This window comes from Pantoea conspicua, from assembly GCF_002095315.1.
GTDB classification, from domain to species: Bacteria; Pseudomonadota; Gammaproteobacteria; order Enterobacterales; family Enterobacteriaceae; genus Pantoea; species Pantoea conspicua.
On the sequence record NZ_MLFN01000033.1, the window covers coordinates 1 to 22084 of the forward strand.

Below are 22084 nucleotides of genomic sequence, written 5' to 3' on the forward strand. Positions count from 1 at the left end.
TAAGCCAGCTGACCGCCGGGTGCGTGGTGGCCGCGATTTCGGCGGGTAACCTGCCGAACGTGGCGCAGGCGCTGCGGGCGCGCTGGCCGGAGGTGAAAATCATCATCGCCGGTGACAACGATTTTCAGGATGCGGGTGAGAACCCCGGCAGAGCGTTCGCAGAGAAGGCAGCAAAAGCCGTCGGTGGCTGGGTGAGCCTGCCGCCGGGCGAAATCAAGGCCGACTGGAACGACTTTCACCGGGAGCACGGCGTGACCCGCGCCCGCGAAGCCTTTCGTAACGGTCTGGTGCTGTGCGGTGAGGGCCGCACGCAGCTGCCGCACGGGTTCCGGCTGACACAGGAATACCTCTGGTACGAAAAGCAGGTGCAGCGCAACGGCGAAACGGAAATCCAGAACGTCAAAATCTGCAATCCGCTGCGCGTCACGGCCATCACCTGCGACGCCGACGGCGGCAACTTTGGCCGCCTGCTGGAGTGGGAGGACACCTGGGGCGAGCGCCGCCGCTGGGCCATGCCCATGGAGATGCTGAGCGGCAGCGGCGAGGAGCTGCGCCGGGTGCTGCTGGTCAACGGCCTGTCGTACATCAGCACCACCGGCGAGGCCCGCGCGCGCCTGATGGAATACATCTCGCTGTGCAAGCCGGATCGCCGCGTGACCTGCGTGAGCCGCACCGGCTGGCACGGTCAGGTTTACGTCCTCCAGGACGAGGTGAGCGGCGACGGGGCCGACAGCGTGATACTCCAGACCACCTCCGTACAGGGGCGCGATTTCCGCGTGTCCGGCACCACGCAGGAGTGGCGCGAGCACGTTTCCCGCTTCTGCACCGGCAACTCCCGCGTGGCGTTTGCGGTCAGCCTCGCCTTTGCAGCCCCGCTGCTGCGCCTGGTCGGCATGGACGGCGGCGGCTATCACCTCAAGGGGGAATCCACAGACGGCAAGACCACCACCATGAAGGCGGCCACCTCCGTGTGCGGCGGGCCGGACTACTGGCAGACCTGGCGCGCTACCGGCAACGCGCTGGAGGGCTGCGCCAGCCGCCGCAATGATGCGGCCATGATGCTCGACGAAATCCGCGAGGTAGACGGGCGTGAGGCGGGCAACATCGCCTACATGCTGGCAAACGGTCAGGGCAAGGGCCGTGCCGGTACGGACGGCGAGCTGCGCACCCGCAAGCAGTGGCGGCTGCTGTTCTTCTCCACCGGCGAACTGTCGCTGACCGAGCACGCCGCGAAGGCCGGTGAGCGCACCTTTGCCGGGATGGAGGTGAGGATGATCCAGATACCGAGCGACTCCGGGAAGTTCGGCGTATTTGAGGAGCTGCACGGCTTCGGCAGCGGCAAGGCGCTGGCCGAACATCTGGAATGGGCCACGGCCAGCTACTACGGCGCGCCGTTCCGCGAGTGGCTGAAGGCGCTGACTGCGACCTGAACGGGCTGACTGCGCAGGCCAAAACGCTGCTGAAGGAGTACACCGCCGCCCTGACCCCGCCTGATGCGGGCAATCAGGTGGGCCGCGCGGTCAACCGGTTTGCCCTGGTCGCAATGGCCGGTGAGCTGGCAACCCGGCTGGGCATTACCGGCTGGCAGGAGGGTGAAGCGCTGCGGGCAACCCGCGTGTGCCTGAACGCCTGGCTGAAAGACCGTGGTCATACCGCCAACCAGGAAGATATTGCCGCGCTGGAGCAGGTGCGCAGCTTCTTCACGGCCAACCAGTACAGCCGCAGTGCCGACTGGCACGACGAGCGCAACCGCCCTGGCAACATGGTGGGCTGGCGCAGGGTGGAGAAAGGCAGCACCGCGCAGGGCACCGAGGCGGCCACAACGTTCTACGTCATGCCGTCCGGGTGGAAGGAAATCTGCAGGGGATTTGACCCGCGCAAGGTGGCGCGCCTCTGTGCCGACCGTGGCTACCTCATGGCCTCTGCCGACGGCAAGCTACAGACCAGCATCCGCCCGCCAGAGATGAACGTGCGCAGGCTGTACGTCTTCAACAGCGAGGTGCCGGGCTGACGTTAAAGGCTTTGCGTGAGTCTTATTTTTAAAGGGTAACAGGTGTAACGGGTGTAACAGCCGCATTCAGTAAGGCTTGAGCCTGTTACACCTCTCTAACTGGTGAGGTGTAACAGGTGTAACGCATCCGTCAGCGCTGTTACACCGTGTTACCCGTCGTGTTACACCGGAAAAAAAGAAAATGTTCTTTTAATTCATGGTTGTAACACCTGTTACCCGTGTTACACCGCTTACAGAAGGTAAGTCAGCCAGCCGCCCTTTTCTGGCAGGCGTTGTGTCAGGCACGGTACACGGCCCGCACATGGTTCACCTGTGCCAGCCCCGGCACAATTGACTTACTAAAAACGACCACACAGGAAAACGAAATGGCCCTGAAATGTCCCGAATGCGGTCAGGTAGCCCATACCCGCACCAGCGCCTACGAAGCCCCGTCCGTAAAGCGCACCTGGTATCAGTGCCAGAACCTCGACTGCTCCTGCACGTTCACTGCGCTGGAGAGCGTCGAGAAAATCATCATGAAGCCGCACAGGCCCAAGACCGCAGAGCCGGAACCGCAGAATGACGTACCGGTTCGCCAGCCGCAGACGCTGGGCCGCTATGGTTCAGCCAGCGCCCGCAAAGACCGCCACGCACAGCCCTGACAGAGAGGAAAAACAGCATGACACAGCAGCAGATGACCGATGAACAGATTCAGGCCGCCGGCAACCGTATCGGCACGGCGCAGGCCAGAGCGCAGCGGCCACTCAAGGAAGCAGGATGGCTCCTGCGGTTACCCGAGGCCGACGTTATCAGTCACACCACCGAGCTGGTGAAGGGGCTGTCCTCTGAATGGCGGTTGCGTATCGAAGACCTCAATACGAAGATGCTGGCCTGGCTGGAGGCAAGACGGGCCGAGAACGCCGCCGCTGAGAACCTCAGCGAGCTGCGCCAGCGTAAGGCCGAAATGGAGCATGCAAGCCGGGACAACCGGGTACGCTTCCGTGAACTGCTGGGACAGAATGGCGGCAACGTCACGCCGGAGATGAAAATGCTGCGCGCGGAGTATCTGGAGCAGCAGGAAACGGCATCAGACCTTGCCGGGCTGATTGCCGAAAAGGAAAAGCAACTGCCGGTGCTGGCCGACGTGACCGGGCGCAAGGCTAACGCTTACGTATTCTGTCATGAGGGCATCACGGATGAGCGCATTGATACGCTTATTGATGACTTCTTTATCATTCATGGCGCAGAGCTGAGCAGCCTGCTCAGAATGAAGTACAGCCAGTTTGAACGGAATGGCTCAACGCATGCACCGGGCGTTATCGAAGGCGCGAACGATGCCGACACGCTTTACGGCGTATATGTCCAGAACCTGATTAAGCGATGGACGAGCGTAAATCAGCCGCTGATGTTCCGTGATGACGTGCTGAGCGTCAGCGGTGCGCATCCTTTCCGGGGAGCCAGAACCGACCGCCGCAAGCGTAAACTTTTCTGAGCCGAAGACTCAGGAACTCACCGAAGCCCGGTCCGTGCCGGGCTTTTTTACGTCTACTGCGTGAGTGCATGTCTATGCTGCATGAAAATGCATGAGTCTCCGGCACCCCGGAACGGCAGGCAAGGCCAGCAGCGGCGCGGCTCAGAGCTAATCATGCAGGTGCATGAAAACCGCTGCATTAAGCGGGCAGGCGTGGCGGGGCTACGAGCGCGCGCTCAAGGGTAAAGCGCAATGCTACGAGGCAATTTTCTAGAAATTTGCTATTGAAGGGGCTAAAAAAAAAGAGTAATTTTAAAAAAAGAAAAAATCAAATGGAAATAAAATGAACATTAATCCTCAAGGTTATGAAATCGCTGATCCCGAAATACAAAATTTGTTTAATACGCTTGAGAGATCTGATCTTAAGTTAGGCGATGCTGAATTGTTTTTCGACTTTCCATTATATAAAGGAGACGATGATAACCTTGTTATCTCGCAGATGCTAATGGTAAGCCCTTATTATGGGGTGGTTATATTCTATGCATCTGGCGCAAATGATTACAACCTTGAAAAACTCAAAAAAGATGACAGGAGTCTTGAGAGGGTATCAGGATTTGTAGCATCAAGACTCATAAAAAATGATAAACTCAGAAGTGGGATGATGTCATTCAGCTTACCAGTTAACAACATACTTTTTTCTCCTTTTATCGAAAATGAAAAGATTGAAAGACTTCAGCTTAAAAGCCCAACATTTACAACTGCTGTTGAGTTAATTGAAGCGATTAAGGTGTTTCATACCGAATTTGCTGAAAATCTATTTTATGAAGCAATATCCACAATTCAGGGTGCCAAAGGCTTATTAAAACCTGAAGATAGAAATATAGAAAATCTGCCAGCAGATTCTAAGGCTTCAAAAATCACCGAAGTCGAATCTAAAATTTTGACTTTCGACAAAGATCAACAGGAAGGTTATATACCAGCCCTAAATGGCCCACAAAGGATACGTGGTTTAGCTGGTTCTGGTAAGACGGTTATTTTGGCCATGAAGGTTGCTCAAACACTACTAAGAGATGAAACAAAAAAAGCCACTATATTATACACATTCAGTACAAAGAGTTTATACCAGCATGTAACTAGATTAATACAGAGATTTTATAGAGAATTTCATGATGATTCAACCAACCTAGACAGAGTAACAGTGATGCATTCCTGGGGAGGGAGATCTAACGCTGGTGTTTATTATGAAGCATGCAGAGCGTTCGGACATGATTTCTTAACCTTCCCAGCAGCCAGGTCGGCAACCAGAGGGGGGATTGACCCATTTGAATTTGCTTGCAAAGAACTGCTTGATAATGCCGATGTAAAGCCGCTTTATGATTATGTATTTGTAGATGAAGCGCAAGATTATGGTATATATTTTCTGCGCCTGTGCACCAAACTAGCGAGAAATAAGCAGGTTTGTTTTGGCGCAGATGTTTTCCAAAATATATTTCAAAAGAGAACTCCCACAGCTAACGAAATTTATGATGATGGAACACAATTTATTAAAGATAAGTTCCTTGAGATATGCTACAGAACCCCTCTAGCAATCTTAGTCAGTGCGCATGCACTTGGTTTAGGCGTATATGGAAAAACACCTGCCCAAAAAATTGAGTCAGTCAAATACTGGGAGAACTTAGGATATAATGTTCTAAGTAGAAAAGATGGTGAATTCCAAGAATCTGAGCCTGTAGATGTAATGCGCGAAGTAAGAAACTCTCCAACCTTCTCCAGTGAAGATACTAGAGAGCTTATAAGCTATAATTTTGCTTGTCGCGATATCGATGAAGAGATAAACAAGGTAGCCGCTTCCATTGAGAATGATATTAGAGCAGAAGGTTTACTTCCTGAGGACATTTTAGTAATTTGCGCAGATGATTATCATTGCACTCCCTACTTCAATAAACTTACTAGAATCCTAAGTGCACGTGGAATTCATACAAATAACATTCACGCTGAGAAGATATCAATCCATGACTTTAAAATTAAGGGCCGCGTAACTCTCAGTACCATTCACAAAGCCAAAGGGAACGAAGCTTATTCAGTCTACATCATGGGCACAGATTTCTTATGTCACAACCTAAATATTAAAAGCCGAAACCTACTTTTCACTGCAATGACTCGCACTAAAGGTTGGCTAAATATTACCGGAGTTGGTGAGGTGACTTTAGGTCTAAAAGCGGAGATCGAAAAAGCTTTACAAAATGTACCTCATATCAAATTTACTTATCCTACTAAGAAAGAAGCTCAACAAATAGAACATGACATCATGCATAGTGAAGAACCTTCAAATAAAGACGTGAGTGATTATGAAGCTTTAATTAGAAAGTTTGGAAGTCTTGAGGCCATGCAAAAAATCTTTGAAGAACAGTCTTCCAGGAAAGTAAAAAAATGAGTGTTTTCAGGGAATTAATGGAAATACGTGAGTGCGTTGAACTATTCGATAGAGCTGATATACTCAGCTCATCAAATGAATATGTTAACCTTCCACTAAATTATGCATCTCAAACCAGAGGTCTTCTTTATAAGGATTATTGGGATATATATAACAGAAACTTTTGGTATCACATTAAAACTAAAGACGAAAGTTTAATTCTATTTGAGGACGACAGTTTTAGGTTTATTATGAGCCCAGTAAGTATCCCAAGCCATAATGATTTCATAGCATATGATTTAGGTTCAGATTGGGATGGGTTTAACGATGATGATAAAAAAAGCTATCTCACATCCGATTATTTTAAAGATGCTTATGAAAAATATGTAGAAACAACGTCAGACTTTCAAAGTCATACTCCAATCAGATTAGATCAGCATCCACATCAATATAAAGCGATTACGCATCCTGCACATCATTTACATATTGGCTACGAGAACGAATCAAGAATCCCCGTCAAAAGGGTATTAACTCCACAAGCATTCTCAGCTTTCATACTTTCAACATTTTATCCTGACCCATGGGAGCTCCTACATAATGAAGGATTTATAAATGTTGAGAACATTAGGCGCTTTAAGACAAGTCTCAATATCATAGGGCATTTAGATCAAAATTTATGGGACTCGATATGGGAAGAAAATCGCCTATATCTTGGATAAAGTTTTTACTCATTTCCCTCGCTCTCGATTTAGATATAATATTTTTCGGGATGTAGAAGTGGAAAGTTTATTTAAACCATTGAGTTATAAATTGATATTTTCATATGGTTATTGGTCATTTTTATTTCAATGAGCAAGGATATTAGCCTAAGCCGTAATCAGAAAAGAGTGATGTCTTTCAAAATGGCCAAATCTCAGCAGCATCAAAACCTCATGTACCATATCTTGTACCATAGGAAAAAAATTAATATAAATTCATTTTAAATCAGTTACATAGAATAAAAATAATACTTAGATTCAGAATATCGAGTAATTATCGCCTTAGCAGAGCGCCTTACTGGCGCTTTGTTACCTCTCTGACCGGCCATCAAAGAATATTCAGATAACAGTTCACTTAGGTGACTTTTTCAGCGCTGACGGTGTCAGAATTGCGTAAAGATAGATAAATAATAATTTCCAGACTCTTCTGTAATGCCTGTCACTCACATTTACCTTTCACTTAACGCTTCGCTTAACCGTTTGTAAATACACTATTTTATCCCAGTCATTTCATTTGTAAGCGCTTTTCGCCCCCACTCTATGAAACAGGTTAATCCTGTAGATTACGGAGTCTGCCTATCTTTCAAGGCACTTTTTGATAAAGTACTGGTCGAAATCAGTACAGCTGTACCGCCTGGAGACTTATGGAAGTGCTCTTTATGCGATACATCCATTTATCTCATGAAGGTTGTTAATGAAAAACACCGGAAAATTTAGCAGTTCGCTGCTGCATCCGCGTTATTGGTTTACCTGGTTTGGCCTGGGTGTACTCTGGCTGCTGGTCCAGCTTCCCTATCCTGTTCTTATGCGTCTTGGTGCCGGTGCCGGTAAAATTTCCCGCCATTTCCTGCAGCGCCGTGAGCGCATTACCCGACGTAATATTGAACTCTGTTTTCCTGGCATCAGCGAAGAAAAAACTGAGCGAATGATCGCCGGCAATTTCGCTTCGCTGGGCATGGCGCTGGCCGAAACCGGCATCGCCTGGTTCTGGTCCGATCGCGCCGTGAAGCGTCTGTTTACCGTCTCCGGTCTGGCAAATCTGCACGCCGCTCAGAATGAAAAGCGCGGTGTGATGCTGATTGGCGTACATTTTATGTCGCTGGAGCTGGGCGGTCGCATCAGTGGTCTGTGTCAGCCAATGATGGCGATGTACCGTCCGCACAACAATCTGGCAATGGAATATGTTCAGACCAAAGGCCGGATGCGTTCTAATAAAGCGATGATCGATCGTCGTGACCTGCGCGGTATGGTGCATGCGCTGAAGCAGGGTGAATCCGTCTGGTTTGCGCCCGATCAGGACTACGGTCCGAAAGGCAGCACCTTCGCGCCGCTGTTTGCGGTGGAAAAAGCGGCAACCACTAACGGCACCTTTGTGCTGTCGCGTCTGGCGAAGCCCGCGATGGTGCCGATTATGCTGATCCGTAATGCTGGTAACGATGGTTATCATTTGATAATCGAACCGATGCTGGAGAATTATCCTCACACCGATGAGGCGGCAGCGGCGGCCTATATGAATAAGGTGATCGAAAACCAGATTCTGCGCGCACCGGAGCAGTATCTCTGGCTGCATCGCCGCTTTAAAACCCGTCCACCGGGTGAAGCGTCACTTTACGTTTAACGGATAAAGCAGGCCACGCGCCTGCTTTATTGTTTTATGCCCTCTGCTCCCGACCCTCTCTCCCGGCTTTACACGCGCAACGCACATGTCACCATAGCTTCCACCTGGTCAATGACACACTGGCATCAGACCCGCAATTGAGGAATGATGAGCACTCTCCCGCAAGCCAGAGTTGAAACGTCTTATGGATATCCATACCGCTGAGCAGTGGCAGCGCCCACTAATTGATGATCGTCTGACACCTTACATTGAAGTGGATGCACAACGTCTGGAGCAGAATCTGCAACAGATGCAGCGCAAGGCCGATGCCGCCGGCGTCACCCTCCGTCCTCATATCAAAACCCATAAGAGCGTCTGGATTGCGCAACGTCAGCTGGCGTCAGGTGCCCGCGGTGTGACGGTTTCAAAACCAGGTGAAGGGATCAGCTTTATTCAGGGTGGCATCCGCGATCTGTTGTTAGCCTATCCGATTGTACAGGCGCAGAGTGTGGCAGAATTACTGCACCTGGCGGTCCGCCATCAGGCGAAAATCACCCTGATTGCCGATGCGCTGCACGGCGTGAAGGCTATCGCTGACGCCTGGCAGCAGCAGCCCGGCAGCGACCTGGCCGTGGCGATCAAAGTGGATGTCGGGTTACATCGTATTGGCGTTGATCCGCATACCGATCAGGCGGTGGTTATAGCGCAGGCTCTGCGGGAGAAAGGATTACCCTTTGCCGGGCTGGTTTCTCACGCTGGCCACGCCTATGGTGCCGGAAATCCCGCGGCGATCGCGGACATTGCCCGTCAGGAAGCAGCAATGATGCAGCAGCTACAGACGAAGCTTCAGACGGCGGGCTTCACCGCCTGCCCGCTCTCTGTCGGGGCAACACCCACCGCGCTGGCAGCCGAAATCGCCCCCTGTATCGATGAAATCCGTCCTGGCAATTATGCATTGCTTGATCTCACTGCCTGCCGCCTCGGTTTAAGCCGCGTCGATCAGCTCGCGCTGAGTGTGATTACCCGGGTAGTGGCAGTCAACGCGCACTACGCGATTATTGATGCCGGCTCGAAAATGCTGAGTTCTGATAAAGGGCCGCACGGCACTAACGCCAGCGGGTTCGGGATCGCGGTTGATGCAGCAGGCCAGACCTATGAGATCAGCAAATTATCCGAAGAGCATGGATTTCTGCTATGTGAGAATCACCGTCCTGAAGTTGGCAGCCTGCTGCGTATCTTCCCGAATCACAGTTGCGCAGTCATGGCGCAATCAGATGACTTTATTCTGCGCGATGAGAAGGGGGATGCGGTGAAGCACGTGGTGTCTGCACGCGGCAAATTTATCTGATCAAATCGCAGGCAGCACCCGATGTTGCCTGCGAACTGTACGAAACCTTCTCCACCCCACACTTCTGTTGTTACAGCATTTTACCCGGCGTAGCCCCATGCTTTAATGCCCTTTTCCGCCACTTTGCCGGAGGTAGTATGCTCTCCTCTCGTACCCTGAGCCTGACCATTCCACGCCACTGGTTAGATCTGTATGAAACCATCTGGAAACCAGAGTTCTTTCCCAAATGGGCCTCCGGGTTAACCAACAGCACCCTGGAACCAGAAGGCAACCGCTGGCGTGCCAGAGGCCCCCAGGGTACGGTGAAGATTCGCTTCACCCCCCATAATCCGTTCGGCGTAATGGATCACTGGGTTGATACCGGGTTTGGTAAGGAGATTTATATGCCGATGCGGGTGATCGCCAACGAGCAGGGTGCCGAGGTGATGGTGACGGTTTATCGCCAGCCCTTAACCTCAGAAGATAAATTTAAGCAGGATATTGAATGGGTTAGCAAAGATCTTGAAAAACTCAATCAGCTACTTACTCATTAAATCAACGGGTTAGCGCATTTTTTATGCTGTAGTTTACGCTGGTCGTTAATGAAAAAAAATACAAAAACATTGGGCGAAAAAGCATAAAGCACTTATCTGATTACCGATGTCATTACCTCCTCTATCACCAGTTATGCTTAAGCATCATTGCCAGGAGAACTCCTGGCAATGGTCTCTGATTGCGGCCCGCCAGGCCTGATTTTACACGGGTTTCCTCTGACCCGGCGATCTCCATTGGCTGTTATAAACGTTAATCCTTAACTAACATTTATTACAGTGCTGTTAGGGATTTAATATTTATCATGCACAGAGTGAAACCATTTATTCCTGCGGTTGCGTTATCAGACTTTTCTTATGGTGTTAAATTAAATAAAACAATGTATAAATCATTCCACACACAGCAATACCCATAATGATAAAGCAGGAAAAAAGTCATGGACCGCTCAACTTATCCTTTGTTAACTGAAAAAGAATTTGTTGAGATTGCTGGCAGGATGCTGGCTGGAGAATATAAAACAACAACAGGATTTATTCGTGATCTGGCGGACTTCTTATTAACAGCAGGAGATTCCGCCATGACACGAAACCGAGAATATTCCAGGGATATCTATTTTTTATCCGAGCATCACTTGATTGAATCCATAATAACATGGCAAGCCTGGCAAGGTATTTCAGGACTTCGGCCGGAAAAATTGCACTGACTCATTGCACTAACTAACGGTGTCACAGCAACCCCATTGCCGTTACACGAATATTTAATTCGCACAGAGTACAAGTACTCTAACGAGCATATTATGGCGATACGTGAAAGTAGTCTGAATAGCGCAAAATGGTCTCTCCTCTCTTCGATTAAAATTATTGGCATTGGCGTGTTGCAGCTTTCGTTACTGGCGCAAATCCTGCAGGCAAATGAACTCAACCTGCTGGCCATTGCCGTCGTGGCTTTGCTGGCTATCGATACCCTGGCCGATCGGGGCTTCTCGAATATGCTGATCCGTCGATGTATGCTTTCAATTAACGATCTCTCGATCATTTACTGGGGCAACGTAGTGATGGGTGTCGCGGTATTTGGTCTGTTATTTATTGGCAGCCATCTGCTCAATCGGATGTTTGATCAGCCCGAACTGGCCTTAATGCTGGAGATGGTCTCAGTGGTATTTATTATTATTCCCCAGGGCCAGCATTACCGCGCAATATTACAGCGTGAAAAACAATATACCCGTATCGCTTTTGCGGAATCCTCTTCGGTATTAGCAGGGCTGAGTGTGACTTTATTTGCCGTCTGGCTCACGCCGTCAGTGCTCTGCGCAATCTGGGGTTATCTGGCAATGGTGTCTATTCGCATGCTGATTTATTGCTACTATGGTCGTTCATGGTTTCAGCCAGAATACCGTTTTAGCCTGAAAAAATTCTCTCAGATTCGTGCAAGAAACAAATAATAAAATAAGTCTGTATGGTGGGCTCTGAGCATCCGAAACGATGCGTTGGCGTGCTGTGAACCAGCACGCTTTTTCTTTTTGATCCGTCACATAATTACGATAAACAATCCCGGTTACTCTCTATCCCAGCGAATCTCGTTACCACTCTGCAATTTTTCCTCCCTGCCTCTGCCTGTTATTTCCCTTAACGTTGCTTATCGCATTGAATTCGATGTGCCGGGAAAACTGCCCCCTTGCGCCCTGACCTATCTACAATGCCCGGCTATTACCTGACACAACAGCCCAGCCATCAATTTATCCGGCACGTCAGCATGGTGTCAGAGATCATGTTATGGCGTAATGCGCCTGCTGGCGGTGGTGCAGCGAAACGCAGAGAGAAAATAGCGGTCTCCTTAGCCTTTCGGCTGAATTTTTTCTTATGCAATGCATGATACGATCATGACCTGGCCCACTGCTACTACGACGTTTGCAGCATCCATCCATAAACTGAGCTAATCCCAATAGCGTGGAGTCAGAAAATCTCAGTCGCCGTTTATCACGCTATACCTTAGCCTTGCCGCCGTCTAACTGGAGTCTGCTATGCTACTGACTGTTCTCTACATTATTGGCATCACCGCCGAGGCCATGACCGGGGCGCTGGCCGCTGGCCGCCGTAAAATGGATCTTTTCGGCGTCATTATCATTGCGTCAGTTACCGCGATTGGTGGCGGTTCCGTTCGCGATATCCTGCTCGGCCATTATCCGCTCGGCTGGGTCAAACATCCTGAATACATCATGATTGTCGCGGCGGCGGCTGTGGTCACTACCTTTGCAGCGCCATTAATGACGCATCTGCGTAAAGTTTTTCTGGTACTGGATGCGCTTGGCCTGGTGGTTTTCTCCATTATTGGTGCTCAGGTGGCACTGGATTCCGGCCATGCGATGATCATTGCTGCCATCAGCGCCGTCATCACGGGCGTATTTGGCGGTGTACTGCGCGACATGTTCTGTAATCGTATTCCATTGGTATTCCAGAAAGAGCTGTATGCGGGGATTGCTTTCGCCTCAGGCTGGATCTATATCCTGTTGCTGAAAACGACGCTGGCGCACGAAGCGGTGATCATCATTACGCTGCTGTTCGGCTTTTTTGCCCGTTTACTGGCGCTGCGTTTTCGCCTCGGCTTGCCGATTTTCAACTATCCCCACCCGGAACACTGAGGTGGCAGGAATGCCCTGCTGTTGTAAAAAAGCGATCAGTAATTGCAGTTCAGCATGGTGAAACTGGTCGACAAGACGCTGGGCCAGCGCTGCGCCCACGCCTGGCAAGGTTTGCCATGCCGCTGCATCCCGTTGTATCAGCTGGTTCCAGTGCTGATCGGGCAGCGCATCTGCGGCTTTACGCGGGAGCGAAATGCCCAGCGCGCTGATCCAGCGTCGTAGCGGTTGCTGGCGGGTCAGATTGAAACGATGCCAGAGCTGTCCGGCACGTGCAGAAGAGATGCCCGCGGCTGTGGCGATTTGCTCAGGTGTTAAGGTGAGCCAGGCGAAAAGATGCGGCATGCTGCCCGCTTCCAATAGCTTCAGCCAGGTGTTGCGCTGTACTCCCGGAATATTCAGCACCGACTTTTGACTCAGCCAGCGCAGTTTCGCCAGCATCTGCTTCTGACAGTCGGCACTGAAGCGATAACAGCTCAGCGGGTTATAACGTGTTTCGTCGGGCGGCTGCGGGTAATCGCGTTGCGCCACTCGCCAGATCACCCGATCCAGCCGTGGAATGCCCTGCCCGGCCAGACTCAGGGTCACCTGATCTCCCGCGATAATGTCAATTTCCCGCCAGCGACGCAGTGAGCCAATGTTTACCCGCCTGACCGTTTTATCATCCAGTTGCACCGGCTGCAGATTGAGCACCACCGCTACTTTTCCGGTGCGGCCAATCGGAAAATCGACCGACAGCACTTCACTGCTGACCTCAGGCGGCTGATATTTCCAGGCCACTGCCCATTCGCCCTCACCCGGCCGCCAGTTTTTGCCGGCGGGCCGTAATGCCTGATGAACCACCACACCATCAGTGACAAACGGCAGCCCGCCATGAAACCAGCGATCACGCCATATCGCGACTTCCTCTTCATCCTTTACTGGCTGGCTCCACTGCGCGGCAAGGCCCAGCCCCCACTGGCTCAGTTGCGCCAGCCGGTCGCGCATTGATGCGGGCCCGTCCGGCCATGCCCAGATAAAAATATTGAGCTGCGGCAATAGCGGAGCAGGCTGTTTACTCATCATGGCACCGGCCACTTTCGAACGGGCATTTTTACCCCCCTCCACCGCCTGGCGATGATCGGTCATCGAGAGGAACAGTTCGCCCTGCAAAACAACCTCGGCGCGATCGCTGTTTATCTGCTGCGGTATCGCCGGGATAAAGGCCGCTTTAGCCAGCCACTCCTCCCCGCGCAACCCATCGCCGCGGCTTAATAACGATGCCAGCCTGCCCGCACGATAAATCAGTGAAACCGCAATGCCATCCACTTTAGGCTGAACCCACAGATCGCGGCGATCCTGCATCCAGTACGCCAGCGCCAGTTTATCGCGCAGCTTTTTTACCCCGGTATGGGCAACAGGATGCAGGTGTTCACCCTGCTCAGGCAGTTGTGCTGAGTAGTTTGCCTGCGGTGAGCTAAAGCAGTGCAGCCACTGGTTAAGGCGGGATTGCAGACTATCGTAATCCGCATCGGTTACCGGGCTAAGTCCCTGCTGATAATAGGCCTGATCCCAATGCTGAAGCTGTTGCTGCAGATGAGCAATTTCACTCACCGCGCGCGCTGGCGTCCAGGCAGGGCAAATCGCACTGTAAGCAGGCATTGCCGCAAGCAAAACAGCAATCAGAAGCCAGTCAAATCCTTTCATGATGTCTCTCCTGACGTTTTACGTCATTCAACACAGAGACGTTAGCGTCAGCCAGAGGCAGTGATCCGATCCGGAACAGATCACCGCAAAATCCATCACCCTTCAGGGTCAGGCAACATCGATTTGCGCAGCAACACGCAAAAGTTTACCCGCAGCCGCTGCGCAAACGCTGCGTGGCGACGGGAAGCTGTGTATACTGTGCAGGAAATCGACTCCGCTTTTAATCAATTCAAGAAAACCATGGCTCAAGGCACGCTCTATATTGTTTCTGCTCCCAGCGGTGCAGGTAAATCCAGCCTGATTCAGGCGTTGTTAAAGACCCAGCCGTTGTACGATACGCAGGTGTCTGTTTCGCACACCACCCGCGGCATGCGACCGGGTGAAACCCATGGCGAACACTACTTTTTTGTCGGAAAAGATGAATTCGAGAAGATGATTGCGGAAGACGCTTTTCTCGAACATGCCAAAGTTTTCGACAACTATTACGGCACATCGCGCCATGCCATTGAGCAGGTGCTTTCGACCGGTGTTGATGTCTTTCTCGACATCGACTGGCAGGGTGCGCAGCAGATTCGCACCAGAATGCCCGGCGCACGGAGTATCTTTGTTCTGCCGCCATCGAAAGAAGAGCTCGATCGCCGACTGCGTGGTCGCGGGCAGGATAGCGAAGAGGTGATCACCCGTCGCATGGCACAAGCCGTGGCGGAAATGAGTCACTACGCCGAATATGATTATTTAATTGTGAATGATGATTTCGATCTGGCGCTGTCCGATCTGAAAACCATTATTCGCGCAGAACGTCTGCGCATGGCGCGCCAGAAGGCGCGCATGATGCTTTAATCAGCAAACTGTTGGCAGTCTGAATTCAGTTTCAGTATGATGCCCAGTCATTTCTTCATCTGTGGAGTAGCACACCTATGGCACGCGTAACCGTTCAGGACGCAGTAGAAAAAGTTGGTAATCGTTTTGACCTGGTGTTGGTCGCTGCACGTCGTGCACGTCAGATGCAGGTAGGCGGCAAAGACCCGCTGGTTCCGGAAGAGAACGATAAACCTACCGTTATCGCCCTGCGTGAAATCGAAGAAGGTTTGGTCACCAATCAGATTTTAGATGTGCGTGATCGTCAGGAACAGCAAGAGCAGGAAGCCGCTGAGTTACAGGCCGTTACCGCTATCGCTGAAGGTCGTCGTTAACAGCCACCTGCAGGTCACCCTTGTATCTGTTTGAAAGCCTCAATCAACTGATTGAAAAATACCTGCCAGAGGAGCATATCAAGCGCCTCAAGCAGGCTTATCTTGTCGCACGTGATGCCCACGAGGGACAGACACGCTCCAGCGGTGAGCCTTATATCACCCATCCGGTAGCCGTGGCCTGTATTCTGGCGGAAATGAAGCTCGACCATGAGACTCTCATGGCCGCGCTGCTGCATGACGTGATCGAAGATACGCCCGCCACTTACCAGGATATGGAACAGCTGTTTGGTAAGAGCGTAGCGGAGCTGGTCGAAGGCGTTTCTAAGCTGGATAAGCTGAAATTCCGCGACAAGAAAGAGGCGCAGGCAGAGAACTTCCGCAAGATGATTATGGCGATGGTGCAGGATATCCGCGTCATTCTCATCAAGCTGGCTGACCGCACCCATAACATGCGCACCCTCGGCGCATTACGTCCCGATAAACGCCGCCGCATCGCGCTGGAAACGCTGGAAATTTACAGCCCACTGGCGCATCGTCTGGGTATTCATCACCTTAAGACAGAACTCGAAGAGCTCGGTTTCGAAGCCCTTTATCCGAATCGTTATCGGGTAATCAAAGAGGTGGTGAAGGCGGCACGCGGTAATCGTAAAGAGATGATCCAGAAGATTCTTTCTGAGATCGATGGCCGTCTGCAGGAAGCGGGCATTCCCTGCCGCGTCAGCGGTCGTGAAAAGCATCTCTACTCGATCTACCGCAAAATGACGCTGAAAGAGCAGCGTTTTCACTCGATCATGGATATCTATGCCTTTCGCGTCATCGTGAAAGATCTCGATACCTGCTATCGCGTTCTGGGCCAGATGCACAGCTTATATAAGCCGCGTCCGGGCCGGGTCAAAGATTACATCGCCATCCCCAAAGCCAACGGCTATCAATCTCTCCATACCTCGATGATCGGCCCGCACGGCGTGCCGGTTGAAGTGCAGATTCGTACTGAAGATATGGATCAGATGGCGGAAATGGGGGTCGCTGCGCACTGGGCTTACAAACAGGCGGGCGAAAGTGGCACCACGGCGCAGATTCGTGCCCAGCGCTGGCTGCAAAGCCTGCTGGAGCTGCAACAAAGCGCCGGCAGTTCATTTGAATTTATCGAAAGCGTGAAATCCGATCTCTTCCCGGATGAGATCTACGTCTTCACACCGGAAGGCCGTATCGTAGAGCTGCCGACGGGCGCCACGCCGGTGGATTTCGCCTATGCAGTGCATACTGACATTGGCCATGCCTGCGTCGGCGCGCGTGTCGATCGCCAGCCTTATCCGCTGTCGCAATCACTGACCAGTGGCCAGACGATTGAGATCATCACCGCACCGGGCGCGCGTCCTAACGCCGCCTGGCTTAACTTTGTCGTCAGCTCCAAAGCCCGCGCTAAAATTCGTCAGCTATTGAAGAATCTCAAACGCGAAGACTCGGTCAATCTGGGCCGTCGCCTGCTGAGCCATGCGCTGGGCGGCAGCCGTAAACTGGCTGAGATCCCGCCTGAGAATATCAGGCAGGAACTGGATCGCATGAAGCTGACTTCGCTGGACGATCTGCTGGCCGAAATTGGTCTTGGCAATGCGATGAGCGTAGTGGTGGCGAAAAATCTGCTGCAGGCTGACAGCAAAGCGATCAGCAATAGCAAACGCGGCAAGCTGCCCATCAAAGGCGCCGATGGCGTACTGATTACCTTCGCCAAATGCTGTCGACCGATTCCCGGCGATCCGATTGTTGCGCACGTCAGTCCCGGTAAGGGCCTGGTGGTGCATCATGAATCCTGTCGAAACATTCGCGGTTACCAGAAAGAGCCGGAGAAGTTCATGCCGGTTGAATGGGACAAAGTGACTGAGCAGGAGTTTGTGGCGGAAATTAAGGTCGATATGTTTAACCATCAGGGTGCGTTAGCCAACCTGACGGCGGCGATTAACACTGCCGGTTCTAACATTCAGAGCCTGAACACTGAAGAGCGCGATGGCCGGGTTTACAGCGCCTTCATCCGTCTCACCGCCCGCGATCGTGTCCATCTGGCCAATATCATGCGTAAAATCCGCGTGATGCCGGACGTGATCAAAGTTCACCGTAACCGTAATTAGTGCATGAACGATCAACGTTTTGCCCGAATTCAGACGATGCTGGCGCTGCGTCAGCACGATCTCACGGTCTGCATGGAACAGGTGCATAAACCGCACAACGTCTCCGCAGTGATCCGCACCGCCGATGCAGTGGGTATCCACGAAGTCCACGCCGTCTGGCCAAGCCAGCGGATGCGCACCCAGGCGTCCGCCTCGGCTGGCAGCAACAGTTGGGTCAAGGTGGTGACGCATCGCACTATCGGCGACGCCGTGACACAGCTTAAACAGCAGAAGATGCAGGTGTTAGCCACCCATCTGTCAGCTGAGGCCGTCGATTTCCGCGAGATTGATTATACCCGCCCGACCTGCATCCTGATGGGACAGGAAAAAACCGGCATTACCGATGAAGCCCTGGCGCTGGCCGATCAGGAAATTATCATTCCGATGGTCGGTATGGTGCAGTCGCTGAACGTCTCGGTTGCTTCCGCCCTGATCCTGTATGAAGCCCAGCGACAACGGCAGAATGCCGGCCTTTACCAGCGTGATTACAGCCTGCTGGATGAGGATGAACAGCAGCGTCTGCTGTTCGAAGGGGGGTTCCCGGTACTGGCGCGCGTCGCGCGGCAGAAAGGCCTGCCCTATCCGCGCATCAACGCCCTGGGCGAGGTCGAGGCTGACGCCAGCTGGTGGGCCACCATGCAGTCGACTGGTAAAAGTAAAAGATGAAAGGACGTCTGCTGGATGCCATTCCGCTCAGTACCCTGACCGGCGTCGGTGCCAGCCAGGCGGCAAAGCTGGCCAAAATTGGCCTGCACACCATTCAGGACCTGCTGCTCCATCTCCCGCTGCGTTATGAAGATCGTACTCAACTTTACGCCATTGATGATCTGCTGCCCGGTATCTGGGCCACCGTAGAAGGTGAAGTGCTGCATTCCGAAATCACTTTTGGCCGCCGCCGGATGATGGTGTGTCAGATCAGCGATGGCAGCGGCGTGCTGACAATGCGCTTCTTCAACTTCAACGCCGGCATGAAAAACAGCCTGGCGCCAGGTCGCCGCGTTACCGCCTACGGTGAAATTAAACGTGGTCAGCGCGGCGCCGAGATCATTCATCCTGAGTACCGTATCCAGGGCGAACACAGCAATGTGGCGCTTGAAGAGACGCTGACGCCAGTCTATCCCACCACCGAAGGCATCCGTCAGGCTACGCTGCGTAACCTCACCGATCAGGCGCTGACGCTGCTGGAGAGCTGCCCGATTGCGGAACTGTTGCCGCAGGAGCTAAGCGGCGGTTTAATCAGCCTGCCCGAAGCGTTGCGGACTCTGCATCGTCCACCACCCGATCTCAAACTCAGCGAGCTGGAGAGCGGTCGTCATCCGGCGCAGCGTCGTCTGATTCTGGAAGAGCTGCTGGCACATAACCTGAGTATGCTGGCGGTGCGCGCCGGTGCGCAGCGTTATTACGCCTTGCCGATGCCGCCCCGCCACAACCTGAGCGATCAATTGCTGGCGGCACTGCCCTTCTCGCCTACCGGTGCGCAGAAGCGGGTAGTGGCGGAGATAGAGCATGATCTGGCGAATGACTTCCCGATGATGCGGCTGGTGCAGGGTGATGTGGGTTCCGGTAAAACGCTGGTGGCGGCGCTATCGGCGCTGAATGTGATTGCGTACGGAAAACAGGTCGCGCTGATGGCACCCACTGAACTGCTGGCTGAACAGCACGCCAGTAATTTCCGTCAATGGTTTGCGCCGCTGGGGATTGAAGTCGGCTGGCTGGCTGGAAAACAGAAAGGCAAAGCGCGTCAGGCGCAGCAGGAGGCCATTGCCAGCGGTCAGGTTGCGATGGTGGTCGGTACCCATGCGCTATTCCAGGAGCAGGTGCAGTTTAACGGCCTGGCGCTGGTGATTATCGATGAGCAGCACCGTTTTGGCGTCCATCAGCGGCTGGCGCTGTGGGAAAAGGGCGAGGAACAAGGTTTCCATCCGCATCAGTTGATCATGACGGCAACGCCGATCCCCCGCACCCTGGCGATGACCGCTTATGCCGATCTCGATACCTCGACCATTGACGAGCTGCCACCGGGCCGCACGCCGGTCACTACGGTCGCCATTCCCGATACCCGACGCGATGAGATCATTGCGCGGGTTGAACATGCCTGTCGCGAAGGGCGTCAGGCGTACTGGGTCTGTACGCTGATTGAAGAGTCTGACCTGCTGGAAGCGCAGGCGGCGGAAGCCAGCTGGGAAGCACTGAAAACGGCGCTGCCCGATCTCAATATCGGCCTGGTACACGGCCGGATGAAGCCGGCTGAAAAACAGGCGGTGATGCAGGCGTTTAAAGCCAGCCAGCTGCAGTTGCTGGTGGCGACTACGGTGATTGAAGTGGGCGTCGACGTACCCAATGCCAGCCTGATGATTATTGAAAACCCGGAACGCTTAGGACTGGCGCAGTTGCATCAGCTACGCGGACGGGTTGGTCGTGGCGCGGTCGCTTCACACTGTGTACTGCTCTACAAAGCGCCGCTCAGTAAAACCGCCCAGAAGCGTTTGCAGGTGTTGCGCGACAGCAATGACGGCTTCGTGATTGCGCAATTTGACCTGGAGATCCGCGGGCCAGGCGAGCTGCTGGGCACCCGCCAGACCGGTAATGCCGAGTTCAAAGTGGCAGATTTATTACGCGATCAGGCAATGGTGCCTGAAGTGCAGCGCGTGGCACGACATATCCACCAGCACTATCCCGAGCAGGCCAGCGCCCTGATTGAACGCTGGCTGCCGGAGAACACCCGTTATACCAACGTCTGATCGGCCTTTTTGATCCTCGCCGGGCAAACGATTGCTTTTAGCCGACGGATGATTACAATCGCCACACCATTTTTCGGGAACAGTAGAAGATGTCCACCAATCCGCAGCCAGAACAACCCGCCACTCGCCACAGTGAACTGATTTATCGTCTTGAAGATCGCCCACCGTTGCCGCAAACGCTGTTTGCCGCCGGTCAGCACCTGTTAGCCATGTTTGTGGCGGTGATTACCCCTGCGCTGCTGATTTGCCAGGCGCTGGGCCTGCCCGCACAGGATACGCAGCACATCATCAGCATGTCGTTGTTCGCGTCGGGCGTGGCATCGATTCTGCAGATTAAAACCTGGGGTCCGGTCGGTTCAGGCCTGTTATCGATTCAGGGCACCAGCTTTAACTTCGTTACACCACTGATTATGGGCGGGATGGCGCTGAAAAATGGCGGTGCCGATGTGCCCACCATGATGGCGGCGCTGTTCGGCACCCTGATGGTCGCCTCCTGTACTGAGATGGTGCTGTCACGCGTGCTGCATCTGGCGCGCCGCATCATTACGCCGCTGGTCTCGGGCATCGTGGTGATGATTATCGGTCTGTCGCTGATTCAGGTCGGACTGACGTCGATCGGCGGCGGCTTTGCCGCCATCGCCGACCACAGTTTTGGCGCACCGAAAAATCTGTTGCTGGCCGGCGCGGTGCTGCTGGTGATTGTGCTGCTGAACCGCCAGAAAAATCCCTATCTGCGCGTCGCTTCACTGGTGATCGCGATGGCGGTCGGCTATCTGCTGGCCTGGGCACTGGATATGTTACCCGCCGCCACCGCGCCAGCCGATCAGCCGCTGATTGCGGTGCCGACGCCGCTCTATTACGGGCTGGGCTTCGACTGGAACCTGCTGGTTCCGCTGATGCTGGTGTTTATGGTGACCTCGCTGGAAACCATTGGCGACATTACCGCAACGTCCGATGTCTCAGAGCAGCCAGTGAGCGGTCCGCTTTATATGAAACGCCTGAAGGGCGGCGTGCTGGCTAACGGCCTCAATTCGTTTGTCTCTGCGCTGTTCAATACCTTTCCTAACTCCTGCTTCGGCCAGAATAACGGCGTGATCCAGCTCACTGGTGTCGCCAGCCGCTACGTGGGCTTTGTGGTGGCCCTGATGCTGATTGTGCTGGGGCTGTTCCCGGCGGTCAGCGGACTGGTGCAGCTCATTCCTGAGCCGGTGCTGGGCGGTGCCACTATTGTGATGTTCGGGACGATTGCCGCCTCCGGGGTGCGCATCGTGTCGCGCGAGCCGCTGAACCGCCGCGCCATCATGATCATCGCGCTGTCGCTGGCGGTCGGGCTGGGTGTCTCGCAGCAGCCGCTGATTCTGCAATTCGCACCTGAATGGCTAAAAACCCTGCTCTCTTCCGGCATCGCGGCGGGAGGAATTACCGCTATCGTGCTGAACCTGATTTTCCCGCAGGAGAAGTAAGGCGAGCGACGGGCTCCGGCCCGTCTGCTATTTAGTCGGATTTACATCCAGGCTGTTGAGCTGTAACGGTAATTCAGGCATAACAACCTCTCA

General features: G+C 53.1%; 16 protein-coding genes and 2 pseudogenes. 17 read left to right on the top strand and 1 reads right to left on the bottom strand.

Going from position 1 to position 22084, the window contains the following annotated elements; genetic code table 11:
* The 11 genes and pseudogenes from HA41_RS12340 to HA41_RS12390 form a co-directional block, all read left to right on the top strand.
* Window positions 1-2011: pseudogene (locus tag HA41_RS12340) on the top strand (TOPRIM and DUF927 domain-containing protein); the annotation flags it as partial.
* A 365-nt stretch (window positions 2012-2376) separates the two neighbouring features.
* Window positions 2377-2652 (top strand): ogr/Delta-like zinc finger family protein, encoded by a 276-nt coding sequence (locus tag HA41_RS12345; RefSeq protein WP_094121039.1) that lies wholly within the window; start codon window positions 2377-2379, stop codon window positions 2650-2652.
* A 17-nt stretch (window positions 2653-2669) separates the two neighbouring features.
* Window positions 2670-3482, top strand: coding sequence for a hypothetical protein (locus HA41_RS12350; RefSeq protein WP_094121040.1), 813 nt, complete (start codon window positions 2670-2672; stop codon window positions 3480-3482).
* 322 nt (window positions 3483-3804) lie between these two features.
* Window positions 3805-5895 carry a DEAD/DEAH box helicase gene (locus tag HA41_RS12355; RefSeq protein ID WP_094121041.1) on the top strand — a complete coding sequence of 697 codons (2091 nt, stop codon included), beginning with the start codon at window positions 3805-3807 and terminating at the stop codon, window positions 5893-5895.
* Complete coding sequence (locus tag HA41_RS12360) at window positions 5892-6593, top strand: DUF2290 domain-containing protein (protein WP_094121042.1); 702 nt, start codon at window positions 5892-5894, stop codon at window positions 6591-6593. Before HA41_RS12355 ends, HA41_RS12360 begins: the two co-directional genes overlap by 4 nt.
* Window positions 6594-7326: 733 nt before the next feature.
* Entirely contained in the window at window positions 7327-8250 is a 924-nt protein-coding gene (gene lpxP / locus HA41_RS12365) for a kdo(2)-lipid IV(A) palmitoleoyltransferase (RefSeq protein WP_094121043.1), read from the top strand.
* Between the two features lie 184 nt (window positions 8251-8434).
* Window positions 8435-9577: an alanine racemase gene (locus HA41_RS12370; RefSeq protein ID WP_094121044.1), complete on the top strand. Its 1143-nt coding sequence runs from the start codon at window positions 8435-8437 to the stop codon at window positions 9575-9577.
* Window positions 9578-9714: 137 nt separating this feature from the next.
* Window positions 9715-10110: a polyketide cyclase gene (locus HA41_RS12375; RefSeq protein ID WP_094121045.1), complete on the top strand. Its 396-nt coding sequence runs from the start codon at window positions 9715-9717 to the stop codon at window positions 10108-10110.
* Between the two features lie 434 nt (window positions 10111-10544).
* Window positions 10545-10811: a hypothetical protein gene (locus HA41_RS12380; protein ID WP_094121046.1), complete on the top strand. Its 267-nt coding sequence runs from the start codon at window positions 10545-10547 to the stop codon at window positions 10809-10811.
* Window positions 10812-10904: 93 nt separating this feature from the next.
* Window positions 10905-11549, top strand: coding sequence for an oligosaccharide flippase family protein (locus HA41_RS12385; RefSeq protein WP_094121047.1), 645 nt, complete (start codon window positions 10905-10907; stop codon window positions 11547-11549).
* 579 nt (window positions 11550-12128) lie between these two features.
* The gene (locus HA41_RS12390) at window positions 12129-12746 is read left to right on the top strand and encodes a trimeric intracellular cation channel family protein (protein ID WP_094121048.1); all 618 of its coding nucleotides are present in this window, start codon (window positions 12129-12131) and stop codon (window positions 12744-12746) included.
* On the opposite strand, the gene ligB is transcribed toward HA41_RS12390, so the two are convergent.
* Complete coding sequence (gene ligB, locus HA41_RS12395; RefSeq protein WP_094121049.1) at window positions 12684-14429, bottom strand: NAD-dependent DNA ligase LigB; 1746 nt, start codon at window positions 14427-14429, stop codon at window positions 12684-12686. The two genes, HA41_RS12390 and ligB, sit on opposite strands and share 63 nt — an antisense overlap.
* 240 nt (window positions 14430-14669) lie before the next feature.
* On the opposite strand from ligB, the pseudogene gmk reads away from it, so the two are divergent.
* The 6 genes and pseudogenes from gmk (at window position 14670) to HA41_RS12425 (ending at window position 21991) form a co-directional block, all read left to right on the top strand.
* Window positions 14670-15292, top strand: a pseudogene (gene gmk, locus HA41_RS12400) (guanylate kinase).
* A gap of 54 nt (window positions 15293-15346) precedes the next feature.
* Window positions 15347-15622 carry a DNA-directed RNA polymerase subunit omega gene (gene rpoZ / locus HA41_RS12405; RefSeq protein ID WP_003851346.1) on the top strand — a complete coding sequence of 92 codons (276 nt, stop codon included), beginning with the start codon at window positions 15347-15349 and terminating at the stop codon, window positions 15620-15622.
* Between the two features lie 20 nt (window positions 15623-15642).
* On the top strand, window positions 15643-17748 hold the full coding sequence (spoT, locus tag HA41_RS12410) for a bifunctional GTP diphosphokinase/guanosine-3',5'-bis pyrophosphate 3'-pyrophosphohydrolase (RefSeq protein WP_094121050.1): 2106 nt from the start codon (window positions 15643-15645) through the stop codon (window positions 17746-17748).
* 3 nt (window positions 17749-17751) lie between these two features.
* Complete coding sequence (trmH, locus tag HA41_RS12415) at window positions 17752-18453, top strand: tRNA (guanosine(18)-2'-O)-methyltransferase TrmH (protein ID WP_094121051.1); 702 nt, start codon at window positions 17752-17754, stop codon at window positions 18451-18453.
* Window positions 18450-20528: an ATP-dependent DNA helicase RecG gene (recG, locus tag HA41_RS12420; RefSeq protein ID WP_094121052.1), complete on the top strand. Its 2079-nt coding sequence runs from the start codon at window positions 18450-18452 to the stop codon at window positions 20526-20528. The genes trmH and recG overlap by 4 nt, the downstream gene beginning before the upstream one ends.
* An 89-nt stretch (window positions 20529-20617) precedes the next feature.
* Window positions 20618-21991: a nucleobase:cation symporter-2 family protein gene (locus HA41_RS12425; RefSeq protein ID WP_094121053.1), complete on the top strand. Its 1374-nt coding sequence runs from the start codon at window positions 20618-20620 to the stop codon at window positions 21989-21991.
* Window positions 21992-22084 lie beyond the last annotated feature (93 nt).